Consider the following 23,371-nt stretch of genomic DNA (forward strand, 5'->3'; position numbering starts at 1 on the left):
AAACACTTTTTAAATAAAGCGCTATATTAATTGATTGTCAGCTGGTTTCGAATTATTATTAATGTTAAATGATAATAAAAAGGGTATCTAATGGTCGAAATGAGACCACTAAGGAGAGACTGAATGAAAACCACTCAGGAAAATATTTTTTCTTCCAAGACCTTGTCATATTTTCTTCAGTTAGCCGATACAATGAATTATACTCAGGCCGCTCAGATATTGGGAATCACGCAACCTGCTTTAACGCAACAGATTAAGAAACTTGAGCGAACGGTCGGAACATCATTGTTTTATTCGGTAGGTAAGAAACTACGGCTTACGGACGCGGGATACATTATGTTAAAGACGACTCATCAGATTTATGATTTACTAAATGATGCAACGGATGAAATTCAACAGGCGACTAGTTCAACGACCGGTGAAATTAACCTTGGAATTTTAGCTTCAATTGAAACTAAAGTTTTTGAAGATTTTGCTTTGGCGTTATACAAAGAAAATCCGGATTTGGTGATTAATTTTCATATGTTGACTCGTAAGGAAATCTGGGAGAGTTTGGAAAATAATAAGATTGATCTGGCAATTATGTACTTGCCGGATGAATCAATCAAAAACTGGAAACCATATAGCTCAAAGAAAATCATTTCGGACGATTTACTATTTATTCACCATAATCAAGACCTGTCCAAGCGCAAAAAGGTTCGTTTGAAAGATGTTAACGATCGACCGTGGGTCATGTATCCACAGGATTATTATCTTAACCAGACCTTACGTGAAACTTTTAAGAATCAGATGGTTGATTTTCCAACAACGGCTGCCAGATATACCATGCCCGAGCAAATTCTTAAGTTTGCGATTAATACGCGAACTAACACAGCATTACCTAAGTCATATATGCTCAACATTGATCTTAAATCTTTAACAGATGAGGATATTTGGGTAAGTGAATTTGACCCGAGGATCAAGTTTGATTTAAAATTTGTTTATCGGAAAAATAAGAATGAAATCCCTCGAATTGGCCGTTTCTTAAGTAAGTTTGATGAATTTCTTTCCAAAAAAGACTATTTAGACCGATTAGCAAAATAGTTTTAAAAAAATTAAGGGAGATAATGTTAATGAGTAAAGAATTAGTTTTTGGTCACCAAAGCCCCGATACTGATGCCATTGTGGCAGCTAAGGCGTTTTCATATCTACAAAATAAATTAGGCTATGATACTGAGGCTGTTGCTTTGGGTGAACCTAATTCGGAAACTGCTTTTGTGCTAAATTATTTTGATGAACCAACACCACGAATCATTAAAACTGCTAAGAATGAAGTGGACTCAGTCATGTTGGTTGACCATAATGAATTTCAACAGAGTGTCTCAGATATTAAAGATCTGACAATTACTCACGTTGTTGATCATCATCGAATTTCAAATTTCCAAACCCAGCAACCATTATATTATCGTGCAGAGCCGGTTGGTTGCTGCAGTACGATTATTGTAAAAATGTTTGATGAAAATAGGGTTGAAATTCCAGTTCAATTGGCTGGATTGATGCTTTCAGCAATTATCTCAGATACATTATTGTTAAAGTCACCAACTACCACCGATGAAGATCGAATTGCTGTCAAGACATTAGCTGAAATCGCCGACATTGACTATGAAAAGTATGGGATTGAAATGCTTAAAGCTGGAACTAATGTTTCCGCTAAAAGTGATCAAGAGCTAATTGATTCAGATGCCAAGTCCTTTACAATGGGTGGCAAGAGTGTTCGAATTGATCAAATTAACGTTGTTGATTTCGATGATATTGATAAACGTCAAGATGATATCAAAAAAGTAATGGCTGCTGAGGCTAAAGCCAAGAGTTATGATTTGTTTTTAGTCTTAGTGACTAATGTTTTAAACAGCGATTCTCGATTAATTGTTGTTGGCGAGCCTACCGAGGCGGTTGAAAAAGCATTTAACAATAAGCTTGGTGCCGATGCTACAATGCCGTTACCTGGTGTTGTCTCACGTAAAAAACAAGTTGTGCCACCATTAACCAATGCATTGAGCTAATTTAACAGTTCATCTTTACAAGTAGGAATCAGAGTGAGACAAAAGGCGGTTAACTTCCAGAGTACAACTGGATTATCCGAATATTCCGGGCTTGAATATTGGGATAATTCGGTTGTACGGCAGGAAGTTGCCTTTTATCTCACGTTTCGACTCGGTAATAATCGTGATTACACAAATAGGGGCTGGGACAAAATTACTTTTGTCCCAGCCCCATTTTTTTGTTTACATTAAATAACATCCCCCATATAATATGAGGTAGATACATTGTACACAATGTATTCGTATGACAATCTGGAGGTATGAGATGAAAGATAATGAGTTGAAAAATAAATTAACACCAAAACAATATGAAGTTACTCAGCAAAAGGGAACTGAAGCACCTTTCAGCGGTAAGTATGACAACTTCTATGAAGATGGTATCTACGTTGATGTTGTGAGTGGAGAACCATTGTTTTCATCGAAAGACAAATATGATGCCGGTTGCGGATGGCCGTCATTTACTCATCCAATTGATCTCGACCACATTGACCAACACACTGATTTGTCTCACGGCATGATTCGCCAAGAGGTTCAAAGTAAAGACGCCAAGTCGCATTTAGGACATGTTTTTCCTGATGGGCCCAAGGATGCCGGTGGTCAGCGGTATTGTATCAATTCTGCTGCATTAAAATTTATTCCGGTTGATCAATTGGATCAGAACGGCTATGGTCAATATAAAGAAATCTTTAAGTAGGGGTGTTTGATTAATGGAAGAGACAGCAATATTTGCAGGTGGTTGTTTTTGGTGTATGGTTAAGCCATTCGATACAATGCCTGGTATCAAAAAGGTAATTTCCGGATATACCGGCGGTCACGTTGCCAATCCAACGTATGAACAAGTTTCTAGTCATACAACCGGCCATACTGAGGCAGTTAAGGTGATCTTTGATCCAGAAGCCATTAGTTATAAACGGCTTGTCCAGATTTATTGGCAACAGACTGATCCGACAGACGCGATGGGTCAGTTCCAAGATCGCGGTGATAATTATCGACCGGTTATCTTTGTTAAGGATGATGTCCAGAGAAAAATTGCCGAAGCTTCAAGGAATGCCTTAGCCGAAAGTGGCATGTTTGATGACCCCATCGTGACTAAAATTGAGGACGCCAAGCCTTTTTATCCCGCGGAACCGGAACATCAACAGTTTTATAAGAAAAATCCATTGAGGTTTCAAATGGAAGAAGCAGGCGGACGAGCAAAATTTGTCAAGACTCATTGGAAGGTTAATAAAACTAATTAATGAAATAAGCCGAAACCACTTTCTCTAGAAGAAAATTGGCTTCGGCTTATTTAAAAGGAGAATCAAGATGATTGAATGGTCACCCGAAAAGATCAAGGGCTTTCAAAAAGCGTTGCTGAATTGGTATGATCAAAATAAACGCGATTTACCATGGCGTGTGGATCACGACCCGTATCATGTTTGGATTTCAGAAATTATGCTGCAACAAACCCAAGTTCAAACTGTCATTCCATATTATCAGCGGTTCATGAAACTATTTCCCACTGTTGGCCAGTTGGCAAAAGCAGACGAATCGGTGCTCTTGAAAGCATGGGAAGGACTAGGGTATTATTCGCGTGCCCGTCATTTACAAACAGCAGCCCGTCAAATAGTGACCGACTATGGTGGCCAGTGGCCACAGACAATTGATGGTCTTAAATCGCTTTCCGGTGTTGGACCTTATACCGCTGGGGCAATTGCAAGTATTGCTTTTAATCAACCCGTTCCGGCTGTTGATGGTAATGCATTTCGAGTTTTTTCCCGATTATTTAAAATTGATGCTGATATTGCTAAACCCCAAACCCGTCACCTATTTGAAAAAGTCATCCAAAATGTTATTTCCAGGGATCGCCCGGGCGACTTTAATCAAGCAATTATGGATTTGGGTGCTAGCTATATGAGTGCTAAGAATCCGGATACTGTCCATTCTCCCGTTAAACAGTTTGATCAAGCATATTTAGATGGTGAAGAGGATAAGTATCCGGTTAAGTCAAAGAAAAAACGACCGGTTCAAGTGAACTACTTTGGACTAATCATTCATTCCAGCAAAGGATTTTTATTTGAGCAGCGTCCCAGTGATGGCATTTTAAGCCATTTTTTGATGTTTCCATTAATTAAGGCCGACGAATTGGATAATCAAAAGCGATCAGTCCAAAAAATATCAAGTGATGAAATAATTGATACTATTTTTCAAAGTTGGGTATCGACTTATCAACTCCAGTTAATTGATCTAGCATTTGTGGACAGTCAAAAAGTATCGCATACGTTTACTCATCAAAAATGGCAAATCACTTTATTGGAAGCAACTTTACCATCAAATAGTGATTTGAGTTATTTTCCAGGTAAATGGGTTCCCCAAGACCAGTTTTCGACGATTGCATTTTCAAAGGTTCAATCAAAGATGTGGGCTGCATACCAACAAAAAATACCAAAGACAAATTAAATAAATCTGGTTACTTATGGTCTTCTTTGTGCAAATCATCCAAGGCTTTTTTCTGAGTTGTGTCGACAATATGTGTGTATAATCCAGTTGCTTTGGTTGAGGATTGACCAAGTTGAGTGGCAACAAGATGTTCGTTATTGGTTTCCAAATACAGCTTTGAGGCTAGTGTATGTCTAAGTTTGTGAGGGGTAATTCGCACGTGATTGAACGCTTGCGAGTATTTTGCGACTAGTAGTTCGACAGTTGCTGTTGATATTCGCCTAGGTTGGTCCGCCCCTTTTGTTAAAAAGAGGGCAGGGGTAACCTTAGTTGCGTGATAATGTTGCTTGCGAATAGCGAGATATGGTTCAATATATGGCATTACCCAGTTCGCAATTGGAACAGAATCCCGTTTGCCACCTTTACGCTGAACCGAAACGGTTGCCTTAGTGAGGTTGATATCCTTTACGTTAGCGTTAACAAGTTCAGAGACTCGAATCCCGGTTCCAAGCATTAAAGCGTTGATTGCCACGTCCCGTTGACGGTCACGTTCATACATCTTGTGAACACGTTTTCCTTTAATTTGTTTCGGATAATCATTCAAAATAAAATCCAGGTAATGAACATCCGCGTTGCCGAGCATTAATTTATCTTTAATATTACGAGCACGCGTCTGATAGGTTTCACTATCAGGAACTAAAGCAATTTTTTTCATTACATTTCGATAAAAGTATGGCTCGCCGTCAGCGTTTTCCGATTCTTCAGTCAGATACCTAAAAAGTGCTGAAAGTGCATTTAACGATCGATTCACGGTTCGATGGGATAGCGTTCCTTGTGGGTTTTTAGCTGTTTGCTTACCACGATTGAGTAGAAACGCTTTGTATAACTCCATGTCCTGTTTACGGAACTTTTCAAGGTCAGTTAATGAAATCATAGCCATAGTGGAGGCATTTGTTACACCGGTTTCAATCATCCAGGCGAAGAAGCGGTGAAATTCATTGAGGTATTGATATAAGGTTGCTGGAGATAAGGGAATCGTTGATTTTTCTAGATAGTAATCTTGAACATAGTTGGGCATTTCCTGAATAAGTGTCTCATTATTAGCAATGTAGCTGGATTTTTTCATTGTAAAACTCCTTAATTGGATTTAAATAGAAACGGCTAAAATCATGTTTTTGGGTGGGGCGTTTTTATTTTTATAATATAACTTGATAAAAGGACAATTTTATTAAGTTATATTATATCATATTATTACCGTTATTTTGGATAATTAAAGATCAAAATATTTGACCATCAAGTTAAAACTCCATAAGATAGCATAGACGAACAAAAAATAGTCGAAAGAGGTTTTTAAATGAAATAAGGATTAATAAATTAAGGGGGCTTTCATATGATGGTTGATATGAAGCAAATTCACGGAATTCAGCTGGAAATATTGAAGCAAGTCGCACGTTTGAGTTCCAAGCACCATATCAAATATTTTATGACCGGAGGCTCCGCAATCGGCGCCGTCCGGCATCAAGGATTTATTCCGTGGGACGACGATATTGATATCGGATTTACTCGACATGATTTTGAAAAGTTTTTAAGAGTTGCACCAGGAGAATTCAGATCAACTAACTATTTTGTTGAAGAAAATCGTTTGAATCCTGCTTATGAATATGATTTTGCCAAGGTGATGTTTAAAGGAACTGAAATATTGGAGCGTGGCCGTGAAGAAGCAAAATCATTTAATGGTATTTTTATTGATGTTTTTCCGTTTGATAAAATGCCCGCAGCCAAACATCAGCAAGTGGCTCAAAGCCAGGCGCTTCAAGCTATCTTACAGGAAATTCGCCGTCGATTTTACCCGGACCTATACCCAAATATGTCTTTAGACCCTAAATACGTTGACATGACAATAGATCAGCTGTATAAATTACGTTTGCAGATCATGGTTAAATATGATCGTGATCCGTCACTCGCATACGTCAATTTATCATCACCATATAAATACGGTAAAGAACGAATTCTGCCTGCTGAGATGCATCGTTTTACTGAAATGAAATTTGAAAATTTACGAGTTCCTGTTTTATCAGCATACGATTCGTACTTAACACGGCTTTATGGTAACTATATGAAATTACCACCGGTTGAGAAACGCATTCAGCGTCACATTTTAAAAGCTTCCGTTGATAATCCACAAGAACTGTCGGAGAATGAACCAGATAGTCAAATAGAAAAGCATCGAAATGGATTTGAAGCCGAAGCAAGTTAAGCGTATAATTTTAGACATTAAAATAACTTTTAGTCATATTTAATAGGAACGTCAGTTGGTCGTATTTTTGACCGTCTGAACGTTTCTTTTTGATTAAGCACTTACTTCGTATAATATATATTATGTAAAGTAGAATTGAAATAGACATTTAGACTATCAATTACCTGTATTTAAATAATTACCCTCTCTTAGATCTGTTCCAATTTAAATCGTGTTTAATTAAAAAAGATTATCTGATGTATTGGATAATCTTTTTTAATTAAACACGATTTGGTTCAAATGATTTTATCAAAATGTTCAATATCAGTTCGTTTTGCAAATTTTAATTTTTGCCAAAATAATTTACCGGCCTGATTATTAATCATTACCACAACTGAAATTTTATGGATGCCAACTTCTTGAAGTTCTTTAATGACCTTATTAACTAATTGACTTCCAATACCATCGTGTTGGTAATTAGTAGACACTGCTAAATGGTAAATTTTCCCACGACGCCCATCTGTTGCGCCAAGAATTGTTCCGACAATTTGTTGATCAATTTCTGCCACAAAACAAAATCCTGGATTGAATTTAATTAATCGGGCAATTTCTTCAAAACTGTCCTCAGATTCTCTCAGATGCATACCCGGTGTTTTTTGCCAAAGCGCATAGGCATCTGGATAGTCTTCAGCAACCATTTTTCGAATTAAAATTTGAGAATCTTTATTAATTATTGCCATGATGCTCCCTTCATGCGCCATTGTCATATCGTTAAAGTGAACCCGACCTTCGTTTAAATCGCTTGCCAGTAACCAGTAATTGGAAAATTTATTGAGACTTGGATTTTATTTTGAAAAGCAATTTTGGATTCCAGTGATCAATAATTTCCTCGCCAAAATAATATTTTTCGATACTGGGGTTATAACACAATTCAATTTAAATGGATGACACTGACCTCATATTACCATAATGATGAGTGATATGCCCGAACCGGAAAATTATTTGAGATACTTTGGTTCAAATCTGAAAATTAACGTTGAAAGTACTTCAATAGTTACTCAGACGATATTTGATTAAAATTGCTACCAAAGACAACACCGTTAGTTAACCTGACTATTGGTTTTTGGTATTGGTAAAACTATGACAATCAAGTTAATTAAAATTTCCCCCAAAAATTGCCCATTTATGCATAAACTAAGTATCGCAATTTTTCTGTGATATGGACGATTAATATTAGCAAGGCTTAATGGTATCTGAACCAGCGGATGGTTAAATATATTACTTGTATCTACCAATCAGTATTGGCTTTTTATTGAGTCCATATCTAGTGCCCGATTCGGATCAATTAAGAAGTAATTTAAATTATTTTCAAAAATCGCAAAATAACAACTGGGTAAAAAGTCATATCATTCTCAAGAAAATCAGTCCGCATTTGTTACAATTGTATGATGCAAAAACTCGTCTGAAGCCTCTGAACAAGCTGATCCCCACTGTACATACAATTGATTGTGTTGACTATAAACAACAAAGTTTGGTTCCATGGCATGACAGTGTCCCTTCGGATATTTCCAATCTATTGTAAAAAAATCCAATTAACTGACGTTATAAGTCAATTAATTGGATTTTTCTATCCTAAAAGGCGATTTTTAATGATTTCAAATTGTTTTGAATTTAAAACAAAATACAAAATTGCCATTTGAATTGGTGTAACGATAATTTCTTTAAATATTCTAATTGGAAGTAATCCCCAAAACGGTGTTTTAACAAGAATTGTTAACCACAATGTGTTTAAAATTGCATTTACAAAAACAGCAATGATTAATTGTGAAATAATAACTCGCTTCCAAGTAATTTGCTGATTATAAAAAAATAGGCCGTAAATAGTGGCTCCTAAGATGGCGGATATTGTAAATCCAGGGAAATAAATATTGCCAGAAATGACCGTTCCGATGATATCTCCCAGTGCAGCAATTGTTGAAGACCATAATGGGCCGTAAAGATAACTTGCAATGGCGGTAATAACAAACCCGAAGCTTAGGCGGATAACACTTGTGCCAACTGTAAAGCGGCCAACAACCAGTGCCAAGGCCATTAAGACCCCTAAAACGACAATATCCAAAACCCGAAGCTTTCTAAACCCTAATGACAATGACTTCATGATAATGACATCTCCTCAAAAGGAGCTCACCATATATTTAGCATCCTAAATAAATTGGCGAATGCGGAAACAACACCGCAAGTAATTAATAAGTCGCATCATTACTTTTCGTTCGAAGTTCACATTCCGTTCCTTCGACACTTAACGCGTTGAATCCTACTCCATATTTTATTTTAACAACTCTTAAAGTTTAGCACATTAATAATAAAAAGCAACCACCATATTGCTTGTTTCCGAACAATATGGTGGTTGCTGGTGATCAATGTTATGAAATTAGATTTGATCCTGGTCAAAATCACGAAGCCATGCAAGTGCCAAGGCCTTGTCTCCCAAGTGGGTTCCGATCTCTGGCCCAAAATAACTTTGTTCAATTTTCATATTGGGATATAGTTCGTGTATTTTAGAAGCCCACTCTTCTCCTGCCTTCGGATCATCACCATTCAAGACCAAAGCGCGCAACGGGTAATTGGCTTTCTGATAGGCTTGCGCGAATAAAGTTTCAACTCGTTTTAAAGCCTTTTTTCGAGATCGAATTTTTTCGATCGCGACAATTTCGTGGTTTGTATCATCAAATGTTAATAACGGTTTGATTTTTAAAATACCACCGATAAAAGCTGATGCATTTGATAGACGACCACCTCGAACCAAGTTTTGTAAATCGTCAACAACGAACAATTCATCAATCGTTGCTCGTAATCCATTTAAGTAATTAATAATTTGATCGATGCTTCTTCCAAGACTTGCCATTTTACTAGCCTGAATAGCTAAGTATCCCATTAATTTAACAGTAATCTGCGAATCGTACGGGATAACTTTGATGCGATCAATGGTTGGTGCAATTTGTTTAATTGAATTATAAAAGCCGGAAATTGTACTAGCCAAATGAATACTTATTACAGCATCGTATCCCTTATCGGCAAGTGAATTGTATAATTCAATCATTTCCCCCATTGGTGCTTGTGACGTACTTGGAAAGGAGTTGGAATTTCTTAATTTCTCGTAAAATTCCTCGGTTGTAATATCAACACCCTCTTTATATTCATGGCCATCAATAATAACTGGCATGGGGACAACGGTGATGTGATATTTTTGTTCCTCCTCTTTGGTTAGATAAGCTGTACTATCGGTCACAATTGCAATTTTCATCAAATTCCACCTACTTGTATTTATATTCTATCAAGGCTTTTTTCGAGTCGGTTAATTAAAATCTTAAGCAAATTCTTTTCTTCATTTGTCCAATGATTAAAAACTAATTCAGTTAGACTTTTTACCTGGTTGCTAACATACTCACTAGAATCCAGCCCTTTTTGAGTTACCGTATAGATTAATTGTCGCTTGTCTTTTCCAATTGCAGTTTTCTTGAGCATTTCTTTTTCAACTAATCGCTTTAATTGACGTGAAAGCGTTGAAATATCCAAATTGGTAATCTCAGACAAAACTTCTTGAGTCTTATTACCCGCGATCACTTGATTTAAGAGTTTCCATTCTGAGATTGTCAACCCAGTTGCTTTAGTTATTTTAAATAATTGCGTCGTATGATTTTTAGCTGCGGAATTGAGCGCTACAAGAATATCCTTCATTGTGAAAAGACCTCCGAAAAAATAGTATACGCTATTTGATTATCAGTTACAAACAGCGTTCGAACCTTCGCATCCATATGTAAAGTGCGTTATACTAGTAAGTGCTATTCTATGATGAAAGTGAGTGATACGATGTCATTTGACGGTTCTTTTACCCATTCCATGAAAAATGAATTACTTGGTTTATTAAAGACTGGACGAGTAAGTCGAATTAATCAACCATATCCTAACGAACTAATCTTAACGATTCGTGCTCAAAGTACGAATCAACAACTATTATTATCCGCTAACCCGACGTATGCAAGAGTCCAGATCACAAAAATTCCTTATGTTAATCCCAGTGTTCCCAGTAATTTTACGATGATTCTGAGGAAACACTTAAGTGGTGCAATTCTGACTGATATCAAGCAACTTGATAATGACCGGGTCTTAAGATTTATGTTTACCTCCAGAAATGAATTGGGAGATCAGACAAGTCTATGTCTTAATGTTGAGATTATGGCACGACATAGTAATATTATTCTTATTGATGAAGCTAATGATAAAATTATTGATGCCATTAAACACGTTGGTTCCGATGTTAACCGATATCGAATCCTGCTTCCTGGAGCGACTTATATTAATCCTCCTAAACAGGATTTACAAGATCCATTTGTTAAAACTGAATTTGAAGATATTGATCATTTAATTCGAGAATATCCAAACGTTGATGTTTTAGCTAATGGTTTAAAAAAGATAATTCAAGGATTGGGCAATGACACATCTTTGGCACTTGCAAATTGCTTACATCGTGATTCCAATACGGCAGCTAACTTCCATAACTTTTTTGAGCAGTTCAATTCGCCCAAGCCTACCTTTAGCCATATTGCTAATAACAAGATTAATTTTACCGCATTTCCTTACCCAGGTACACAAAAAGATAAGCATTATTCGACCTTAAGTGAATTACTGGATGCCTATTATGCTAGTCGTGCCCAGCGTGATCGAGTCCGTGAACAAGGTGCTGTCCTCATTCAAGTTGTAAAAAAGCAATTGAAGAAGAATCGCACAAAGCTCAAACGACTTAATCGCGATATGAAGGAGACTGACAATGCTAATGAATACCGTGTTAAAGGAGAAATTTTAACGGCGTATTTGAATAAAGTCGAGCGTGGTATGACTAGTATCGAACTGCCAAATTATTATGATCAAAATAATCTGTTGACGATTTTCCTTTCTAACCAACAGTCACCATCTGAGAATGCGCAACGTTATTTTAAGAAGTATCAAAAGTTAAAAAATGCAGTTAAATATTTGACTGAGCAGATTAAGCTAACTAGAGCCGAGATTGATTACTTTGAAAATATCCAATCACAAATTGAACTCGCTAAACCTGAGGACTTAGTTGATATTCGATATGAATTGGAACAAGGTCATTATCTGAAGGATCACGAGCACAATAATAAAAAGAAAAAAGCCAAACGACGTAAAATTAATAAACCTGAAGTGTTTGAAGCTTCTGACGGTACCGAAATTTTGGTTGGTAAGAACAATTTACAAAATGAGCGATTAACCATGCATACCGCCGATAAACGTGAAACATGGCTGCATACAAAGAACATTCCGGGCTCTCATGTGATTATTCGAAGCTTTGATCCTTCCGACCAAACGATTACTGAAGCTGCGACTTTAGCCGCCTATTTTTCAAAAGCGAGAGACTCAACGAAAGTTCCAGTTGATTTTACAAAAGTAAAACATGTTAGAAAGCCCAATGGCACCAAACCCGGTTACGTTATTTATGACAATCAACAAACTGTTTTAGTTGATCCATCCGAAGATATTGTGTCTCAATTAAAAAAATAACATTGCTCTCATAAAGAAACGGCAACCAAGACAAATGTAATTGTCTTGATCGCCGTTTCTTTTCTTATAAAATGCTGAATGAATTTAGTTTTGCAATTGAAAAAATGCCACCTGTATAAACTATAGTTACGTGTTTGACATGTTCTTGAACGATAATGAAGCGCCAACTTCCTGCCTAGTTGTCCCATCGGTTCGACTTGATTGCAATTCCCGGAAAGGAAAATGGGCTTTCATAATTGAATATCGTTGATGCGTTTCAGGGATTAATTGCTTTTCGAGTTGATTGAAATCCAAAATTCCCAGATGTTTTTTGACTAAAGCATTGACCCAATTAACCCCGGTGGTCTTGGTTAAAAAAGCGGTCTCAGTGATTCTGATTGGCCGAATGCCAGAAAAATGATAATGCGAGTCCACCTTATTAAATAATACCTGAACCAACCCCTGCCACTTACTTGTATCAAGCAATTTTAGAGCCTTGCTGATTAATTCTGTCTCATCGGTCTGCCATTGTTCCATTGGTTGCTGATAGTCGTTAATGTAACGCACTTCAGTTCGATCGCTTCTGGTAAAGAATGAAATACTTGTAATTGGAATGATTTTATCCTGATCAATAAAAACATCGATTGCTGTTGTCGCTTGGTGATTCTTGTATTTAGCAACTTTCTGATCTGGCGGTAAAACAATCATATTTAAGTCAGCAAATTTTTCTAACTCATTTGATAAATAATGTCGATTTCCTGGTAAGAACATGACATCCGGTTTTTCCAGCGAGACAATATTCAAGATGTTTCCTAGTTGAATTGGCTCGATATATTGTTTGTCACTTAATTGTGGGGTTAATGACACAGCGTTTGGATTTGTGTTCATGATGATGGTTTTGTAACCAGATTTTTTTAATGTCCATAATATTTGCGAAGTGTAATAATCAGCTGCCGAATTAGGGCCAAGTTGATTCCCACCACGACCAATAACTAAGGCTGTTTTTCCGGAATCACTTTTGCTTTCGTTTTCAAGCTCGTAACTGCTATAAAAGATATTTGTGGTTTCTCGAAATTCTCCGGCACTTGGTTCAACCTCTTTGTAAGTTACAGGATTACAATTTCGGTTAATCCTTCTAATTGTTGAGATATTAACCTGCCACAATTCTGCAAGCATACCATCACCAAACCCGTAGTTATGACCAATTTCAACAGCTTGAGCCGACAATGGATTATTGATAACAAAGTCTTGTGCTCGTAATAGTTGATTCAATTTGTAGAAATAGAATCGATCAATTCTAGTTAATTCCGAAAGTTCATCAATTGAAAAACCTCTTCGAAGTGCTTCCATCAAGATGAGAATTCGACTAGCCAGTGGGTGAATAAGTTGATTAATAACGGCATCATCATCAACAGTTGAAACGCTCGGTAAAATATCTCGTGGTGAAAACTGTGAACTATGCATTGCTTTGATAATCGCTTCTTCGACGGTTCTACCAATTCCAATTGTTGAACCGACAGATTTCATCAATGTGTTCAGATGTTGATCTACGTCGGTAATATCTCGAAATGGCCATAGTGGGATCTTAACAACCACGTGATCCATTGTTGGTTCCATAAATGCCAAATATTTACTATATTTGGTTGGCAATTTGATTTCAGTAAGTGTGTAACCTAATTCTAAAAAGCTAGACACGTAAGTTAACGGATATCCTGTAGCCTTAGCCGCCAGAAGTGTGTTTCGCGTGAAGAAGGGACTCACTTTAGTCACGAAATAATTCGAGTCAGTCCGGCTTTGTGCAAACTGAACATGACAAGTTCCTGCGATGTTAAGAGCGTCCATAATTCTGAATGTAGCTGTTCTAAGTGCTTGATACTCCTCATTGATTAACGTTTGCGTAGGCGCAAAAATAATTGAGTCGCCAGAATGAATTCCAATTGGATCCATATCTTCCAAGCCTGAGATTAATATCTTATTACCATTGGAATCTCTGAGACCGACCATTTCAATTTCTTTATAGCCAACGATGCTTTGTTCAATTGAACAACGTTTAATATAGGTTCGTTTAAAACTTACTTCAAGCGCGTCTTCTAATTCGTCGGTATTGTTACAAATAAACCGACTGGTGTCATGACTTGGAGAGATTGGTTTGACAATCACTGGAAAACCAACATCTCGAACAAAGTCCATGGCTTCCTCATCATTGGCAACAATTTTAGAAGCAATCACCTGTTCATTAATTTCGGTAAGTAAATTTCGTAGTTTTTGATTATCGATAACCTTCTTTAAATCAGTTGGTCGCATACCTAACAACGTGATATTATTTGTGGTTAAAACATCGCTTTCAGCGAGTTGCCACGCAATTTGCATCGCGTTTAGGCCACCGGTAGTTGCCATGATAGCATCGGGCTTTTCTTTGTCAATAATGTTAATGACGTTTTGAAAATTAACTTCCTGAACGTACACATTCGCCGGTTGAATTTCTTCACTGGCAAAGGAGAATGGATTATTATCTACGTATATAATTTGGGCGCCGGTTTTTTTTAACGCCATCACGCGTTCAAATGCCGCTGCGTCTAATTCGTTTTCATGACCGATACTTGTGGGACCGCCACCAAGTAATAGGACTTTTTTAATATCTATCGCCATTGCTGTCCCTTCTTCTTGCCATAAATTCTATGAAGTCATCGAATAAACCAACACTATCTTTTGGACCTGGCGCACCATCTGGAGAAAATTGGACGGAAATTGCCGGATAGTCGCGGTGTCTGAGCCCTTGGACAGTTCCGTTAACTAGATCAACATGAGTGATGAATAATTTGGCATGGTCAATTGATTTTGGATCAACAGCATATCCTTGTTCTTGAGCAGAGAAAAAGATTTCATTTGTAATGATTTCGCGAATGGGATGATTGCTGCCGTGATGCTCGACTCTCATTTTTACAACTTTTGCCCCATTAGCCAACGCAAACAGTTCATGCCCTAGCCCCATACCGAACAACGGGACCTGTGACTGAACATCTCGAATCATTTGTAGAATGGAATCTGGGAGGTTAAACGGTGCTCCGGGCCCGGTTGATAAAACAATCCCATCTGGATCTAAATCAAGGATCGTTTCACTGCTTGAGTCCCATGGGACAACCGTTATATTACAATTTCGTTTGGACAGTTCTCGCAAAATGCCACTCTTAAGTCCAAAATCAACAACGACAACATTATCGCCATCGTCAGGGTTAGGATATGGTTTCGGTGTGGCAACTTGAGCCACTTGCTGATTGGTAAGAACGGTTGCGTGTAATTGATCAAAAGCGTGATCATCAGCAACGTCGACGATGCTAGCCTTCATGTTGCCAAACTGCTGCAAATGATGCCGAATTTGGCGGGTATCAACGTCATAGATTCCCGGAATTTTATGTTGTTTAAGGTAACGGTCTAACGAAATCCGTTTAAAGTGATCCGTTGCCAAGTTCTCGTATTCGCGGACAATCACACCTTTTGCAGACGGCAAAATGGACTCGTACGCATTTTGGTCGAGTCCGGTATTGCCAATTGATGGCTGGGTGAAGACAATTATTTGGTTGTGATAGATCTGATTTGAAATGATCTCTTGATACCCATTCATAGTTGAATTAGCGACAATTTCACCAGTTGTGGTTGCAAGTGATCCAAATGCTTTGCCAGCATAGGCAGACCCATCTTCTAATATCAAATATCTTTGCGTCATGTTGACTCCTCACTACGCTCCGTATCATTTGATGAGCTCAACAGCGTCCTTATCATCAATTTCTGATACATAAACTTTAATCTTTTCTTTTTGTGAACTTGGAATGTTTTTGCCAACAAAGTCCGCGCGAATTGGTAATTCACGATGACCCCGATCAACGAGAACTGCTAAATTAATAGATTTGGGACGGCCTAAATCCATCACAGCAGATAAAGCCGCTCTAACTGTTCTCCCGGTGTAGAGAACGTCGTCTACCAAAACAACTCGTTTGCCTTCAATTGAGAAGTCGATTTTATTGTTAGACATTTTGACATCGGCGCTCATTGAATCATGCTCGATATCGTCACGATAATTAGTAATATCAAGCTCCCCAACAGGGATTGAAACGTTTTCCAATTGCTGAAGCCGATCAGCAATCCGATTTGCAAGAAAAATACCGCGGGTTTTAATTCCAATGAGAACTAAATCTTCGACCCCCTTATTTTTTTCGACGATTTCATAAGTGATTCTCGTCAAGGCACGCTGCATTGCCATTTTGTCTAGAATTATCTTGCCCATCATTAATACTCCTTAATTGTTGTTTTAAATTAATTGAACGGTAATTAATGTCCATTTCAGAATAGAAAAGCTTGGCGAACTTGTCAAGGCCTCGGATGATTATTAATTCTAAGATGATTAAGTGTTTGTTCGAATATTTTTGGCAAAGGTGCCGAAAATATCATAAGTTCATGGGTCTTGGGATGTTCAAAGCCCAACTCTTGGGCATGTAAGAATTGACCATTACCGGCGATTGTCTTTCGAGGGCCATATAGTGGGTCACCAACCAGTGGATGACCAATATACTTCATGTGAACTCTAATCTGGTGTGTTCGGCCGGTTTCAAGACGACAAGCAATGAATGTGTAGTCTTGAAATCGTTCAAGCACTTCGAAGTGAGTCACTGCTGGTCGACCATCTGAGATAACTGCTTGCTTCTTTCGATCTTTGGGGGATCTGCCAAGTGGTGCATTTACAATTCCAGAATCCTCATTAATTCGCCCATGGACCAAGGCAACGTACTTGCGAAGATTTTTCTTAGCTTTCAGCTGTTCAGATAAAGCTTGGTGTGCTGCATCGTTTTTGGCGACCATTAGTAGACCGGAAGTATCTTTGTCAATTCGATGAACAATTCCAGGCCGATATTCGCCGTTAATGGTTGACAATGGACTATGATAAAGTAGTGCATTGACCAATGTATGGTTGGGATGACCCGCCGAAGGATGAACAACCATTCCCTGAGGTTTATTAACCACTAAAACGTCATCATCTTCATAAACAATGTCTAAAGGGATGTTTTCAGGTTCCAGACTAATGACTGCAGGTGCAACATCAGTAACAATAATTTCATCGCTTTCCTGTGTCTGATATTTTGGCTTCTTAACTTGGCCGTTGACGGTAATTTTACCATCGTCAATTAAGTTTTTAGCTCTTGACCGACTAATTGACGAATCTAATTCTGAGACAACTTTGTCCAAACGACCTTGCTGATCTTTAATGATAAATTTCTTCACAACTAATTGTTAATCCCCCAGTTACTATTTTTCACGAATAATCGCAATTGCCAAAATGATGATGCCAAAAGTTAAATACATATCGGCACAATTGAAAATCGGAAAATTAATAAAATCAAGTTGAAACATGTCGACCACATGACTGTAAAAAATGCGATCAATCACGTTACCAAGTGTTCCGGCCAGTAGTAGACCTAATCCGATTCGGTAAGGAATATTTTGCCAGTATTGATTTAAAAAGTAAATAATTAAGACCGTTGCCACTAAAGCAATGATAACAAAAATAAACTGATGGCCGGAAAAAATGCTCCACGCTGCTCCAGTATTATTAATTCGTGTAATAGACAATAGGCCACCCACAACCGACAAGGATTGACCTAGAGCCAAATGGGCGACTACCCAATATTTGACAAACTGATCTATTCCGATAAGTAGGATAACGGCTAAAAAATAAAGTACAGGCACCTTGATTAAGCTCCTTTAGAATAGCCCGGTGATTCGACCATTTTCATCGATGTCCATATCTAGGGCAGCAGGATGACTTGGCAAACCAGGCATCGTTAATATTTTACCAGTGAGGGCAACAATGAAACCGGCCCCCAGCTTTAATTGAAGATCTGACACGTGGATCGAAAAGTTTTCTGGTGCCCCGAGTGATTTTGCATCATCAGTAAATGAATATTGGGTTTTTGCCATACATATCGGTAATTTATCATAACCCATTTTTTCGATTCGTTTCAATGCATTTTGGGCTTTTCTGGATAATTCGATATCGTTCCCGCCATAAATCTTGGAAACGATTGCCTGCATTTTATCAGTTAAAGGGGCATCAGGCGCGAACAATTCTTGAAATTGGGCTGGTTTATCACAAGCGGTAATGACTTGCTTTGCTAAATTAACAGCACCTTTTCCACCATCGGCCCAACTAGTGATTACTTCACCAGGGACCTCTAAATTGTTGGCGACGTAATCAGCCAGATACTTAATTTCATTATCAGAGTCACTGACAAATTTGTTGATTGCAACAACAACCGGTTTGCCATATTGCTGCATTCCTTCAACATGTCGTTTAAGGTTCACGATACCCCTTTTTAAAGCGTCAAGGTTCTCTTCATTTAGATGCTTCTTATCAGCACCACCGTTTAGTTTTAATGCGCGAACCGTTGCAACGACAACGACACAATCAGGCGTCTTTTTTAATCTGGGACTGACAATATCCATAAATTTTTCAGCCCCCAAATCAGAGCCAAATCCAGCTTCTGTGATGGCATAATCACCAAAATGCAAGGCAGCTTTAGTTGCCAGAATACTGTTACAGCCATGGGCAATGTTGGCAAACGGGCCACCATGAATAAATGCTGGTGTGTGTTCAATTGTTTGAACCAAATTCGGCTTAATGGCATCTTTAAGCAACAGCGTTAAAGCACCCTGAACTTTAAGGTTGGAAACTAAAACAGGCTGCCGGTCATATGTATAACCGATCAACATTTTGCCGATGCGTTCTTTCAAATCAGATAAACTAGTCGAAAGACACAAAATAGCCATTAACTCACTGGCAACCGTAATGTCAAAGCCGTCCTGACGTGGTACACCTGATGTTCGACCTCCCAGGCCAATGACAACCTGACGAAGTTCACGGTCATTAACGTCAAGCACTCGTTTCCACGTGATTTGGCGAGGATCAATATTAAGTTGATTACCATGTTGAATATGATTATCGATTAAAGCAGCTAAGGTATTGTGGGCTTCTGTTAAAGCGTCAAAGTCACCGGTAAAATGTAAATTAATATCATCCATGGGAATAACCTGCGCATAACCACCACCTGTGGCACCGCCTTTCATCCCCATAACCGGCCCCAATGATGGTTCTCTTAGTGCTAGGGCAACCTTTTTGCCAAGTTCGGTAAATGCGTCTCCCAATCCGATCGTAACCGTTGTCTTTCCCTCACCGGCTGCGGTTGGGTTAATCGAAGTAACTAAAATTAACTTACCATCTTTTCCCTGATCAGTCGGCTTAAAATTAATTTTGGCTTTATAATGACCGTATTGTTCGATTTGGTCTTCATTAATCCCTAACTTGTCAGCAATTTTAACAATCGGTTCCATTCTTGCTGCTTGTGAAATTTCAACATCGCTCTTCATAATAATAATGACCCTCCTAATTTTGTCTCAATAAATTTTGACTAGTTGTTATTGATGATCAATTAATTCTTTGATTTCAATAACTGAATTGGCTGGTAAAATAAAACTATAAATTCTAGTGTTGGCAACAAATCCAAGTTGATATTTGGAAACCTGAACATGAGATATTTGATCGAGATTAATCACAAGCCAACGTGGGTTCGTAATTCGGCTCACGATAAGCTGGTTTTGGAAAACCTTGATGTTTCGGAAGTGAATCTCAGCCCAGGTAATTAGAGCAAATAGAACAAAGAAAAATAAGGTAATCCACTGGAAATGAGTAATTTCCAGCCAAATGATGACACCAATAAAAAAGATTAGCAACGTCCAACTCCAACAAATAATGCTGTTAAGTGGACTAGGTTGGTAAAAGAAGTGTCGTTTTTGCGTTATCATTAAAAAAACTCCTTAAGGAAGCGTGGTTGATTAAATGATTAAAATTTATACCGATGCAGCTGTCAATCCGGATGATCAACATTCAGCAATTGGGGTCCTGATCGTTCATAACGGTCAACAAACTCAGTTGAAAGAACCAATTGGACCAACCAACAATCATGAGGCGGAATTTATCGCCGCTATTCAAGGCTTTAGATATCTGACTAAGGCCATTCCCAAGGTCAACGAGATTGTTTTTTTCTACACCGATAGCAAAATCGTAATTGATAGTTTAAACAAGCGGTACGCAAAGCATTTTCAAAATGAAGTGGATGAATTACTTCAACTTCAGTCTCATTATGCGACGGTCGTTAATACTTGGATCCCCGACACTCAAAATCTCGGAGCCCACCATTTAGCTATTCAAGCATTACATGCGCAATAACATTATTCGATATATTGACTGACCGGCTTGGTATACTGTTGCCAATCAGTCGTTGATTGGCCAAAAATAGAATGTGCCAATAAGTAGCCGATGATTGGTCCAGTTGTTAACCCAGATGATCCTAAACCGCCACCAACTAAAATGTTCGACCTGTTTGGTAATCTGCCGAAAAATGGGGCGAAGTCATCCGTATAGGCTCTTGTTCCAACGCGGACACCAGTAATTTGGTGACTGTTGAGATGAGCCATGAAAGCCTTCGCGTTATTCAATAGCTGTTGTGCTGCTACTTGGGTTGCCTTAAGATCAAATCCACCTTCATTTTCATGAGTGGCGCCAATGACCAACTTTCCGTTATTAAATGGAATGATGTCACTTGAACCTTCGGGCATTAAAACCGGCATTGACTGTGGGGCAAGTTGTTGACTGAGTTTCAAATCAATGAGTTGCCCTTTTTGCGGTCGGATTTTCATCGTAATTCCCATGGGGGTCAATGTCTTTTTCATCCAGGCACCCGTTGCGATGATGGTTTGATCGAATTGTTGCAAACCGTCTTCTGTAATGATATCACCATCCGCGGTTAAAGAAACGGTTTGGCTAATAATTTTCAAGTTTGTTTGCTGTGCGCGTTCAAGCAAGTTCCAAACAAAATTCGCGCCATCGATTTTAGCACCACCACTAACGAAAACGCCGGCAGGTGGATTTGACAATAATGGTAACCGTTGTTGGACGGCTTCTGATGACAAAAGTGTCACATGCCCCATTGCCGGCGTATGGTCAGCTTTGGTTAATGCTTCTTGATATAGTTTTTCTAAGTCCTTGGCTGATTTGCGCGTTACAATGGTGCCGGTTTGCTGATAGGCATCAGGTCCCAGCTGGGCTTCCGTGACCAATTTAGGATACAATTCGGCACCGGCTTTAGCCAATGCGTACCACCGCTTATTACGTCGCTTTGACAACCATGGAGAAATGATTCCAGAGGCCGCTTTGGTCGCTTGACCCGTACCATCATCAAACAGTGTTACTTGGGTTTGCTCTGAACCAGGTAAATGGCTGAGATAAAAGGCAGCCGTTGCACCAACAATGCCACCACCAATAATGGCAATTTGCTTAACCATCAACTCACTTCTTTCTACCAATAGTTCATATTTTAACATAAGATCAGGATGATTAATGCTTAATAATTAGATAAAGAGCTCATATTACGAACTTTTTTTCCCCAAAATTGAAAATAGTCCGTTCTTATTGCGCCGTTATAAAGCTTTCGCCGTTTTGTTGCCTGTTGACCATAATACTTTTCAAACTCTAAATCAGAAGTCAGAAAATACTTGGACCAGCTTGTAAGTGGTTTAAAAACTTTTCCCATTTGGCGGTATAACTCATGGACTTGTTCTTTATCGCTCATTCGTTCACCATAAGGGGGGTTTCCAATGATGACGCCGTTAACTTTATCAGTTTTAAAGTCGGCAACAGCCAGTTGTTTAAAATGAATGTCGTCTAGAAGGCCAACCTCTTCAGCGTTTCGCTTCGATATTTCAATCATATTGCCATCAATATCACTGGCGAAGATATCCAATTCACGATCATAGTCGGCTTTTGAGTCCGCCTCATCACGAACTTGTTGAACCATTTCTTCGTCAACCCATGGCCATTTTTCACAAATAAAATCACGATTAAAGCCTGGTGCGATATTCCGACCAATCATTGCTGCTTCAATTGGAATTGTTCCAGAACCACAGAACGGGTCAATAAAAGGCATATCAGGATACCAACTGGTTAACATTACTAAGGCAGCTGCCATATTTTCCTTCAGTGGTGCCGCACCTTTTTCAACCCGATAACCCCGTTTAAATAAACTTGAGCCAGTCGTATCCAATGTCAGCATCACGTGATCCTTGTTAATGGCAACCTCGAGTGGAAACTTAGCCCCAGTCTCTGGTAAACGTGTATGACGATGGTAAGCAGCGCTTAACTCATTTACAATTGCCTTTTTAACGATTGCTTGGGAATCTGGAACACTGTGCAACTTTGAGTTTCGTGATCGTCCTTCAACTGGGAAGGCTGCATCCATTGGTAAAAAATGATCCCACGGGATTGCAGTCGTTTTTTCGAATAGCTCGTCGAAAGTTGTGGCATCAAATTCATCAACTACAATTTTAATTCGGTCTGCAGTTCTTAACCACAGACTCGCTTTAATAATATCTGCTTCGGTACCGGTAAACCTAACCCGACCGTTTTCAACTTGAACTTCGTAGCCTAAATCTCGGAGTTCTTTACCTACAAGAGCCTCAATTCCAGCAGCACAAGTTGCAACTAAGTTAAATTTCATTAAATCCATCTCATTTCTTTTTGAATCCGATTTTTGGGTATTAAAAAAGTGGGAGCAAGCTCCCACCAACCTGTTTGGTGTAAATTCCTGTAAGCCATGTTTTGTGCTTGCGTCATCCCAGGACGATAAAGCAAGTAGTAATCATCTATCTGAGAAAGAGAAATCTCTTTCTCCCCCACACTTGGTTCATTTACCGTGTGTGAAGCTCCCCTACCATAAAGTTTGGGTTTCCCGCTCGAGGGGTTTACCGCGTTCCACCAGCATTGTTTCCAACACTGCTCGTCACTGTGGCACCTTAAGGATTTTCCAGCATAGCAAAGCCTTAGCCGGATTATCCGCCGTAACTCCGAAGAGTCCCCCGGCTTATTTTTTCACCGAGCACGAACACTACAGGCGTCTCAGCCTGTGCGAGAATGGACTTTCCTCAGCCGCCATAAAAGACGACCGCAATTACTCAGAATTTACACCAATTCATT

The 23,371-nt window shown here is 38.7% G+C and carries 22 protein-coding genes, 1 other RNA gene and 1 riboswitch; of the genes, 8 read left to right on the forward strand and 15 right to left on the reverse strand.

The genetic code is table 11. The features are described 5' to 3' along the window. Nucleotides 1–123: 123 nt before the first annotated feature. The 5 genes from FC85_RS11210 to mutY all read left to right on the forward strand — a co-directional run bounded on the left by FC85_RS11210 (nucleotide 124) and on the right by mutY (nucleotide 4,520). Nucleotides 124–1,083 (forward strand): LysR family transcriptional regulator, encoded by a 960-nt coding sequence (locus FC85_RS11210; protein WP_057865622.1) that lies wholly within the window; start codon nucleotides 124–126, stop codon nucleotides 1,081–1,083. A gap of 29 nt (nucleotides 1,084–1,112) precedes the next feature. Continuing rightward, on the forward strand, nucleotides 1,113–2,042 hold the full coding sequence (locus tag FC85_RS11215; RefSeq protein ID WP_057865623.1) for a manganese-dependent inorganic pyrophosphatase: 930 nt from the start codon (nucleotides 1,113–1,115) through the stop codon (nucleotides 2,040–2,042). Nucleotides 2,043–2,346: 304 nt separating this feature from the next. Next, on the forward strand, nucleotides 2,347–2,775 hold the full coding sequence (msrB, locus tag FC85_RS11220) for a peptide-methionine (R)-S-oxide reductase MsrB (RefSeq protein WP_057865624.1): 429 nt from the start codon (nucleotides 2,347–2,349) through the stop codon (nucleotides 2,773–2,775). Between the two features lie 13 nt (nucleotides 2,776–2,788). Continuing rightward, nucleotides 2,789–3,319, forward strand: a complete 531-nt coding sequence (gene msrA, locus FC85_RS11225) for a peptide-methionine (S)-S-oxide reductase MsrA (protein WP_057865625.1) — start codon at nucleotides 2,789–2,791, stop codon at nucleotides 3,317–3,319. Nucleotides 3,320–3,386: 67 nt separating this feature from the next. Further along, entirely contained in the window at nucleotides 3,387–4,520 is a 1,134-nt protein-coding gene (gene mutY, locus FC85_RS11230; RefSeq protein WP_057865626.1) for an A/G-specific adenine glycosylase, read from the forward strand. Nucleotides 4,521–4,530: 10 nt separating this feature from the next. Here the strand turns inward: mutY and xerS are convergent, their stop codons facing one another. Next, entirely contained in the window at nucleotides 4,531–5,625 is a 1,095-nt protein-coding gene (gene xerS, locus FC85_RS11235; RefSeq protein ID WP_057865627.1) for a tyrosine recombinase XerS, read from the reverse strand. A gap of 264 nt (nucleotides 5,626–5,889) precedes the next feature. On the opposite strand from xerS, the gene FC85_RS11240 reads away from it, so the two are divergent. Continuing rightward, nucleotides 5,890–6,756, forward strand: a complete 867-nt coding sequence (locus FC85_RS11240) for a LicD family protein (RefSeq protein ID WP_057865628.1) — start codon at nucleotides 5,890–5,892, stop codon at nucleotides 6,754–6,756. A gap of 275 nt (nucleotides 6,757–7,031) precedes the next feature. On the opposite strand, the gene FC85_RS11245 is transcribed toward FC85_RS11240, so the two are convergent. The 4 genes from FC85_RS11245 to FC85_RS11260 all read right to left on the reverse strand — a co-directional run bounded on the left by FC85_RS11245 (nucleotide 7,032) and on the right by FC85_RS11260 (nucleotide 10,473). Continuing rightward, nucleotides 7,032–7,475, reverse strand: coding sequence for a GNAT family N-acetyltransferase (locus FC85_RS11245; protein ID WP_057865629.1), 444 nt, complete (start codon nucleotides 7,473–7,475; stop codon nucleotides 7,032–7,034). Between the two features lie 887 nt (nucleotides 7,476–8,362). Beyond that, the gene (locus tag FC85_RS11250) at nucleotides 8,363–8,893 is read right to left on the reverse strand and encodes a folate family ECF transporter S component (protein ID WP_057865630.1); all 531 of its coding nucleotides are present in this window, start codon (nucleotides 8,891–8,893) and stop codon (nucleotides 8,363–8,365) included. Between the two features lie 53 nt (nucleotides 8,894–8,946). Continuing rightward, nucleotides 8,947–9,059, reverse strand: a riboswitch (THF riboswitch). A gap of 107 nt (nucleotides 9,060–9,166) precedes the next feature. After that, a complete protein-coding gene (locus tag FC85_RS11255) occupies nucleotides 9,167–10,039 on the reverse strand; it encodes a DegV family protein (RefSeq protein ID WP_057865631.1) in 873 nt (290 codons plus the stop codon). A 20-nt stretch (nucleotides 10,040–10,059) separates the two neighbouring features. After that, nucleotides 10,060–10,473 carry a MarR family winged helix-turn-helix transcriptional regulator gene (locus tag FC85_RS11260; RefSeq protein WP_057865632.1) on the reverse strand — a complete coding sequence of 138 codons (414 nt, stop codon included), beginning with the start codon at nucleotides 10,471–10,473 and terminating at the stop codon, nucleotides 10,060–10,062. Nucleotides 10,474–10,605: 132 nt separating this feature from the next. On the opposite strand from FC85_RS11260, the gene FC85_RS11265 reads away from it, so the two are divergent. Further along, nucleotides 10,606–12,315, forward strand: coding sequence for an NFACT RNA binding domain-containing protein (locus tag FC85_RS11265; protein ID WP_057865633.1), 1,710 nt, complete (start codon nucleotides 10,606–10,608; stop codon nucleotides 12,313–12,315). 126 nt (nucleotides 12,316–12,441) lie between these two features. Here the strand turns inward: FC85_RS11265 and FC85_RS11270 are convergent, their stop codons facing one another. The 7 genes from FC85_RS11270 to FC85_RS11300 form a co-directional block, all read right to left on the reverse strand. Continuing rightward, a complete protein-coding gene (locus FC85_RS11270; RefSeq protein WP_057865634.1) occupies nucleotides 12,442–14,943 on the reverse strand; it encodes a carbamoyl phosphate synthase preATP-grasp domain-containing protein in 2,502 nt (833 codons plus the stop codon). Beyond that, on the reverse strand, nucleotides 14,927–16,018 hold the full coding sequence (locus tag FC85_RS11275) for a carbamoyl phosphate synthase small subunit (protein ID WP_057865635.1): 1,092 nt from the start codon (nucleotides 16,016–16,018) through the stop codon (nucleotides 14,927–14,929). Before FC85_RS11275 ends, FC85_RS11270 begins: the two co-directional genes overlap by 17 nt. 24 nt (nucleotides 16,019–16,042) lie before the next feature. Continuing rightward, on the reverse strand, nucleotides 16,043–16,576 hold the full coding sequence (pyrR, locus tag FC85_RS11280; protein WP_057865636.1) for a bifunctional pyr operon transcriptional regulator/uracil phosphoribosyltransferase PyrR: 534 nt from the start codon (nucleotides 16,574–16,576) through the stop codon (nucleotides 16,043–16,045). A gap of 83 nt (nucleotides 16,577–16,659) precedes the next feature. Further along, on the reverse strand, nucleotides 16,660–17,568 hold the full coding sequence (locus FC85_RS11285) for an RluA family pseudouridine synthase (protein WP_057865637.1): 909 nt from the start codon (nucleotides 17,566–17,568) through the stop codon (nucleotides 16,660–16,662). 24 nt (nucleotides 17,569–17,592) lie between these two features. Beyond that, nucleotides 17,593–18,033, reverse strand: coding sequence for a signal peptidase II (gene lspA / locus FC85_RS11290; RefSeq protein ID WP_057865638.1), 441 nt, complete (start codon nucleotides 18,031–18,033; stop codon nucleotides 17,593–17,595). Nucleotides 18,034–18,048: 15 nt separating this feature from the next. After that, nucleotides 18,049–19,710 (reverse strand): formate--tetrahydrofolate ligase, encoded by a 1,662-nt coding sequence (locus tag FC85_RS11295; protein WP_057865639.1) that lies wholly within the window; start codon nucleotides 19,708–19,710, stop codon nucleotides 18,049–18,051. 48 nt (nucleotides 19,711–19,758) lie between these two features. After that, nucleotides 19,759–20,145: an EbsA family protein gene (locus FC85_RS11300; RefSeq protein WP_057865640.1), complete on the reverse strand. Its 387-nt coding sequence runs from the start codon at nucleotides 20,143–20,145 to the stop codon at nucleotides 19,759–19,761. A gap of 34 nt (nucleotides 20,146–20,179) precedes the next feature. On the opposite strand from FC85_RS11300, the gene FC85_RS11305 reads away from it, so the two are divergent. Further along, nucleotides 20,180–20,569 (forward strand): ribonuclease HI family protein, encoded by a 390-nt coding sequence (locus tag FC85_RS11305; RefSeq protein WP_057865641.1) that lies wholly within the window; start codon nucleotides 20,180–20,182, stop codon nucleotides 20,567–20,569. A gap of 2 nt (nucleotides 20,570–20,571) precedes the next feature. Here FC85_RS11305 and FC85_RS11310 read toward each other — a convergent pair whose 3' ends face one another. The 3 genes from FC85_RS11310 to rnpB form a co-directional block, all read right to left on the reverse strand. Beyond that, nucleotides 20,572–21,684 carry an NAD(P)/FAD-dependent oxidoreductase gene (locus FC85_RS11310; protein WP_057865642.1) on the reverse strand — a complete coding sequence of 371 codons (1,113 nt, stop codon included), beginning with the start codon at nucleotides 21,682–21,684 and terminating at the stop codon, nucleotides 20,572–20,574. A 59-nt stretch (nucleotides 21,685–21,743) separates the two neighbouring features. Then, complete coding sequence (locus FC85_RS11315) at nucleotides 21,744–22,904, reverse strand: THUMP domain-containing class I SAM-dependent RNA methyltransferase (protein ID WP_057865643.1); 1,161 nt, start codon at nucleotides 22,902–22,904, stop codon at nucleotides 21,744–21,746. Between the two features lie 76 nt (nucleotides 22,905–22,980). Then, an RNA gene (gene rnpB, locus FC85_RS15560) (RNase P RNA component class B) lies at nucleotides 22,981–23,357 on the reverse strand. Nucleotides 23,358–23,371 lie beyond the last annotated feature (14 nt).

The organism is Lentilactobacillus diolivorans DSM 14421, assembly GCF_001434255.1.
Lineage (GTDB): Bacteria > Bacillota > Bacilli > Lactobacillales > Lactobacillaceae > Lentilactobacillus > Lentilactobacillus diolivorans.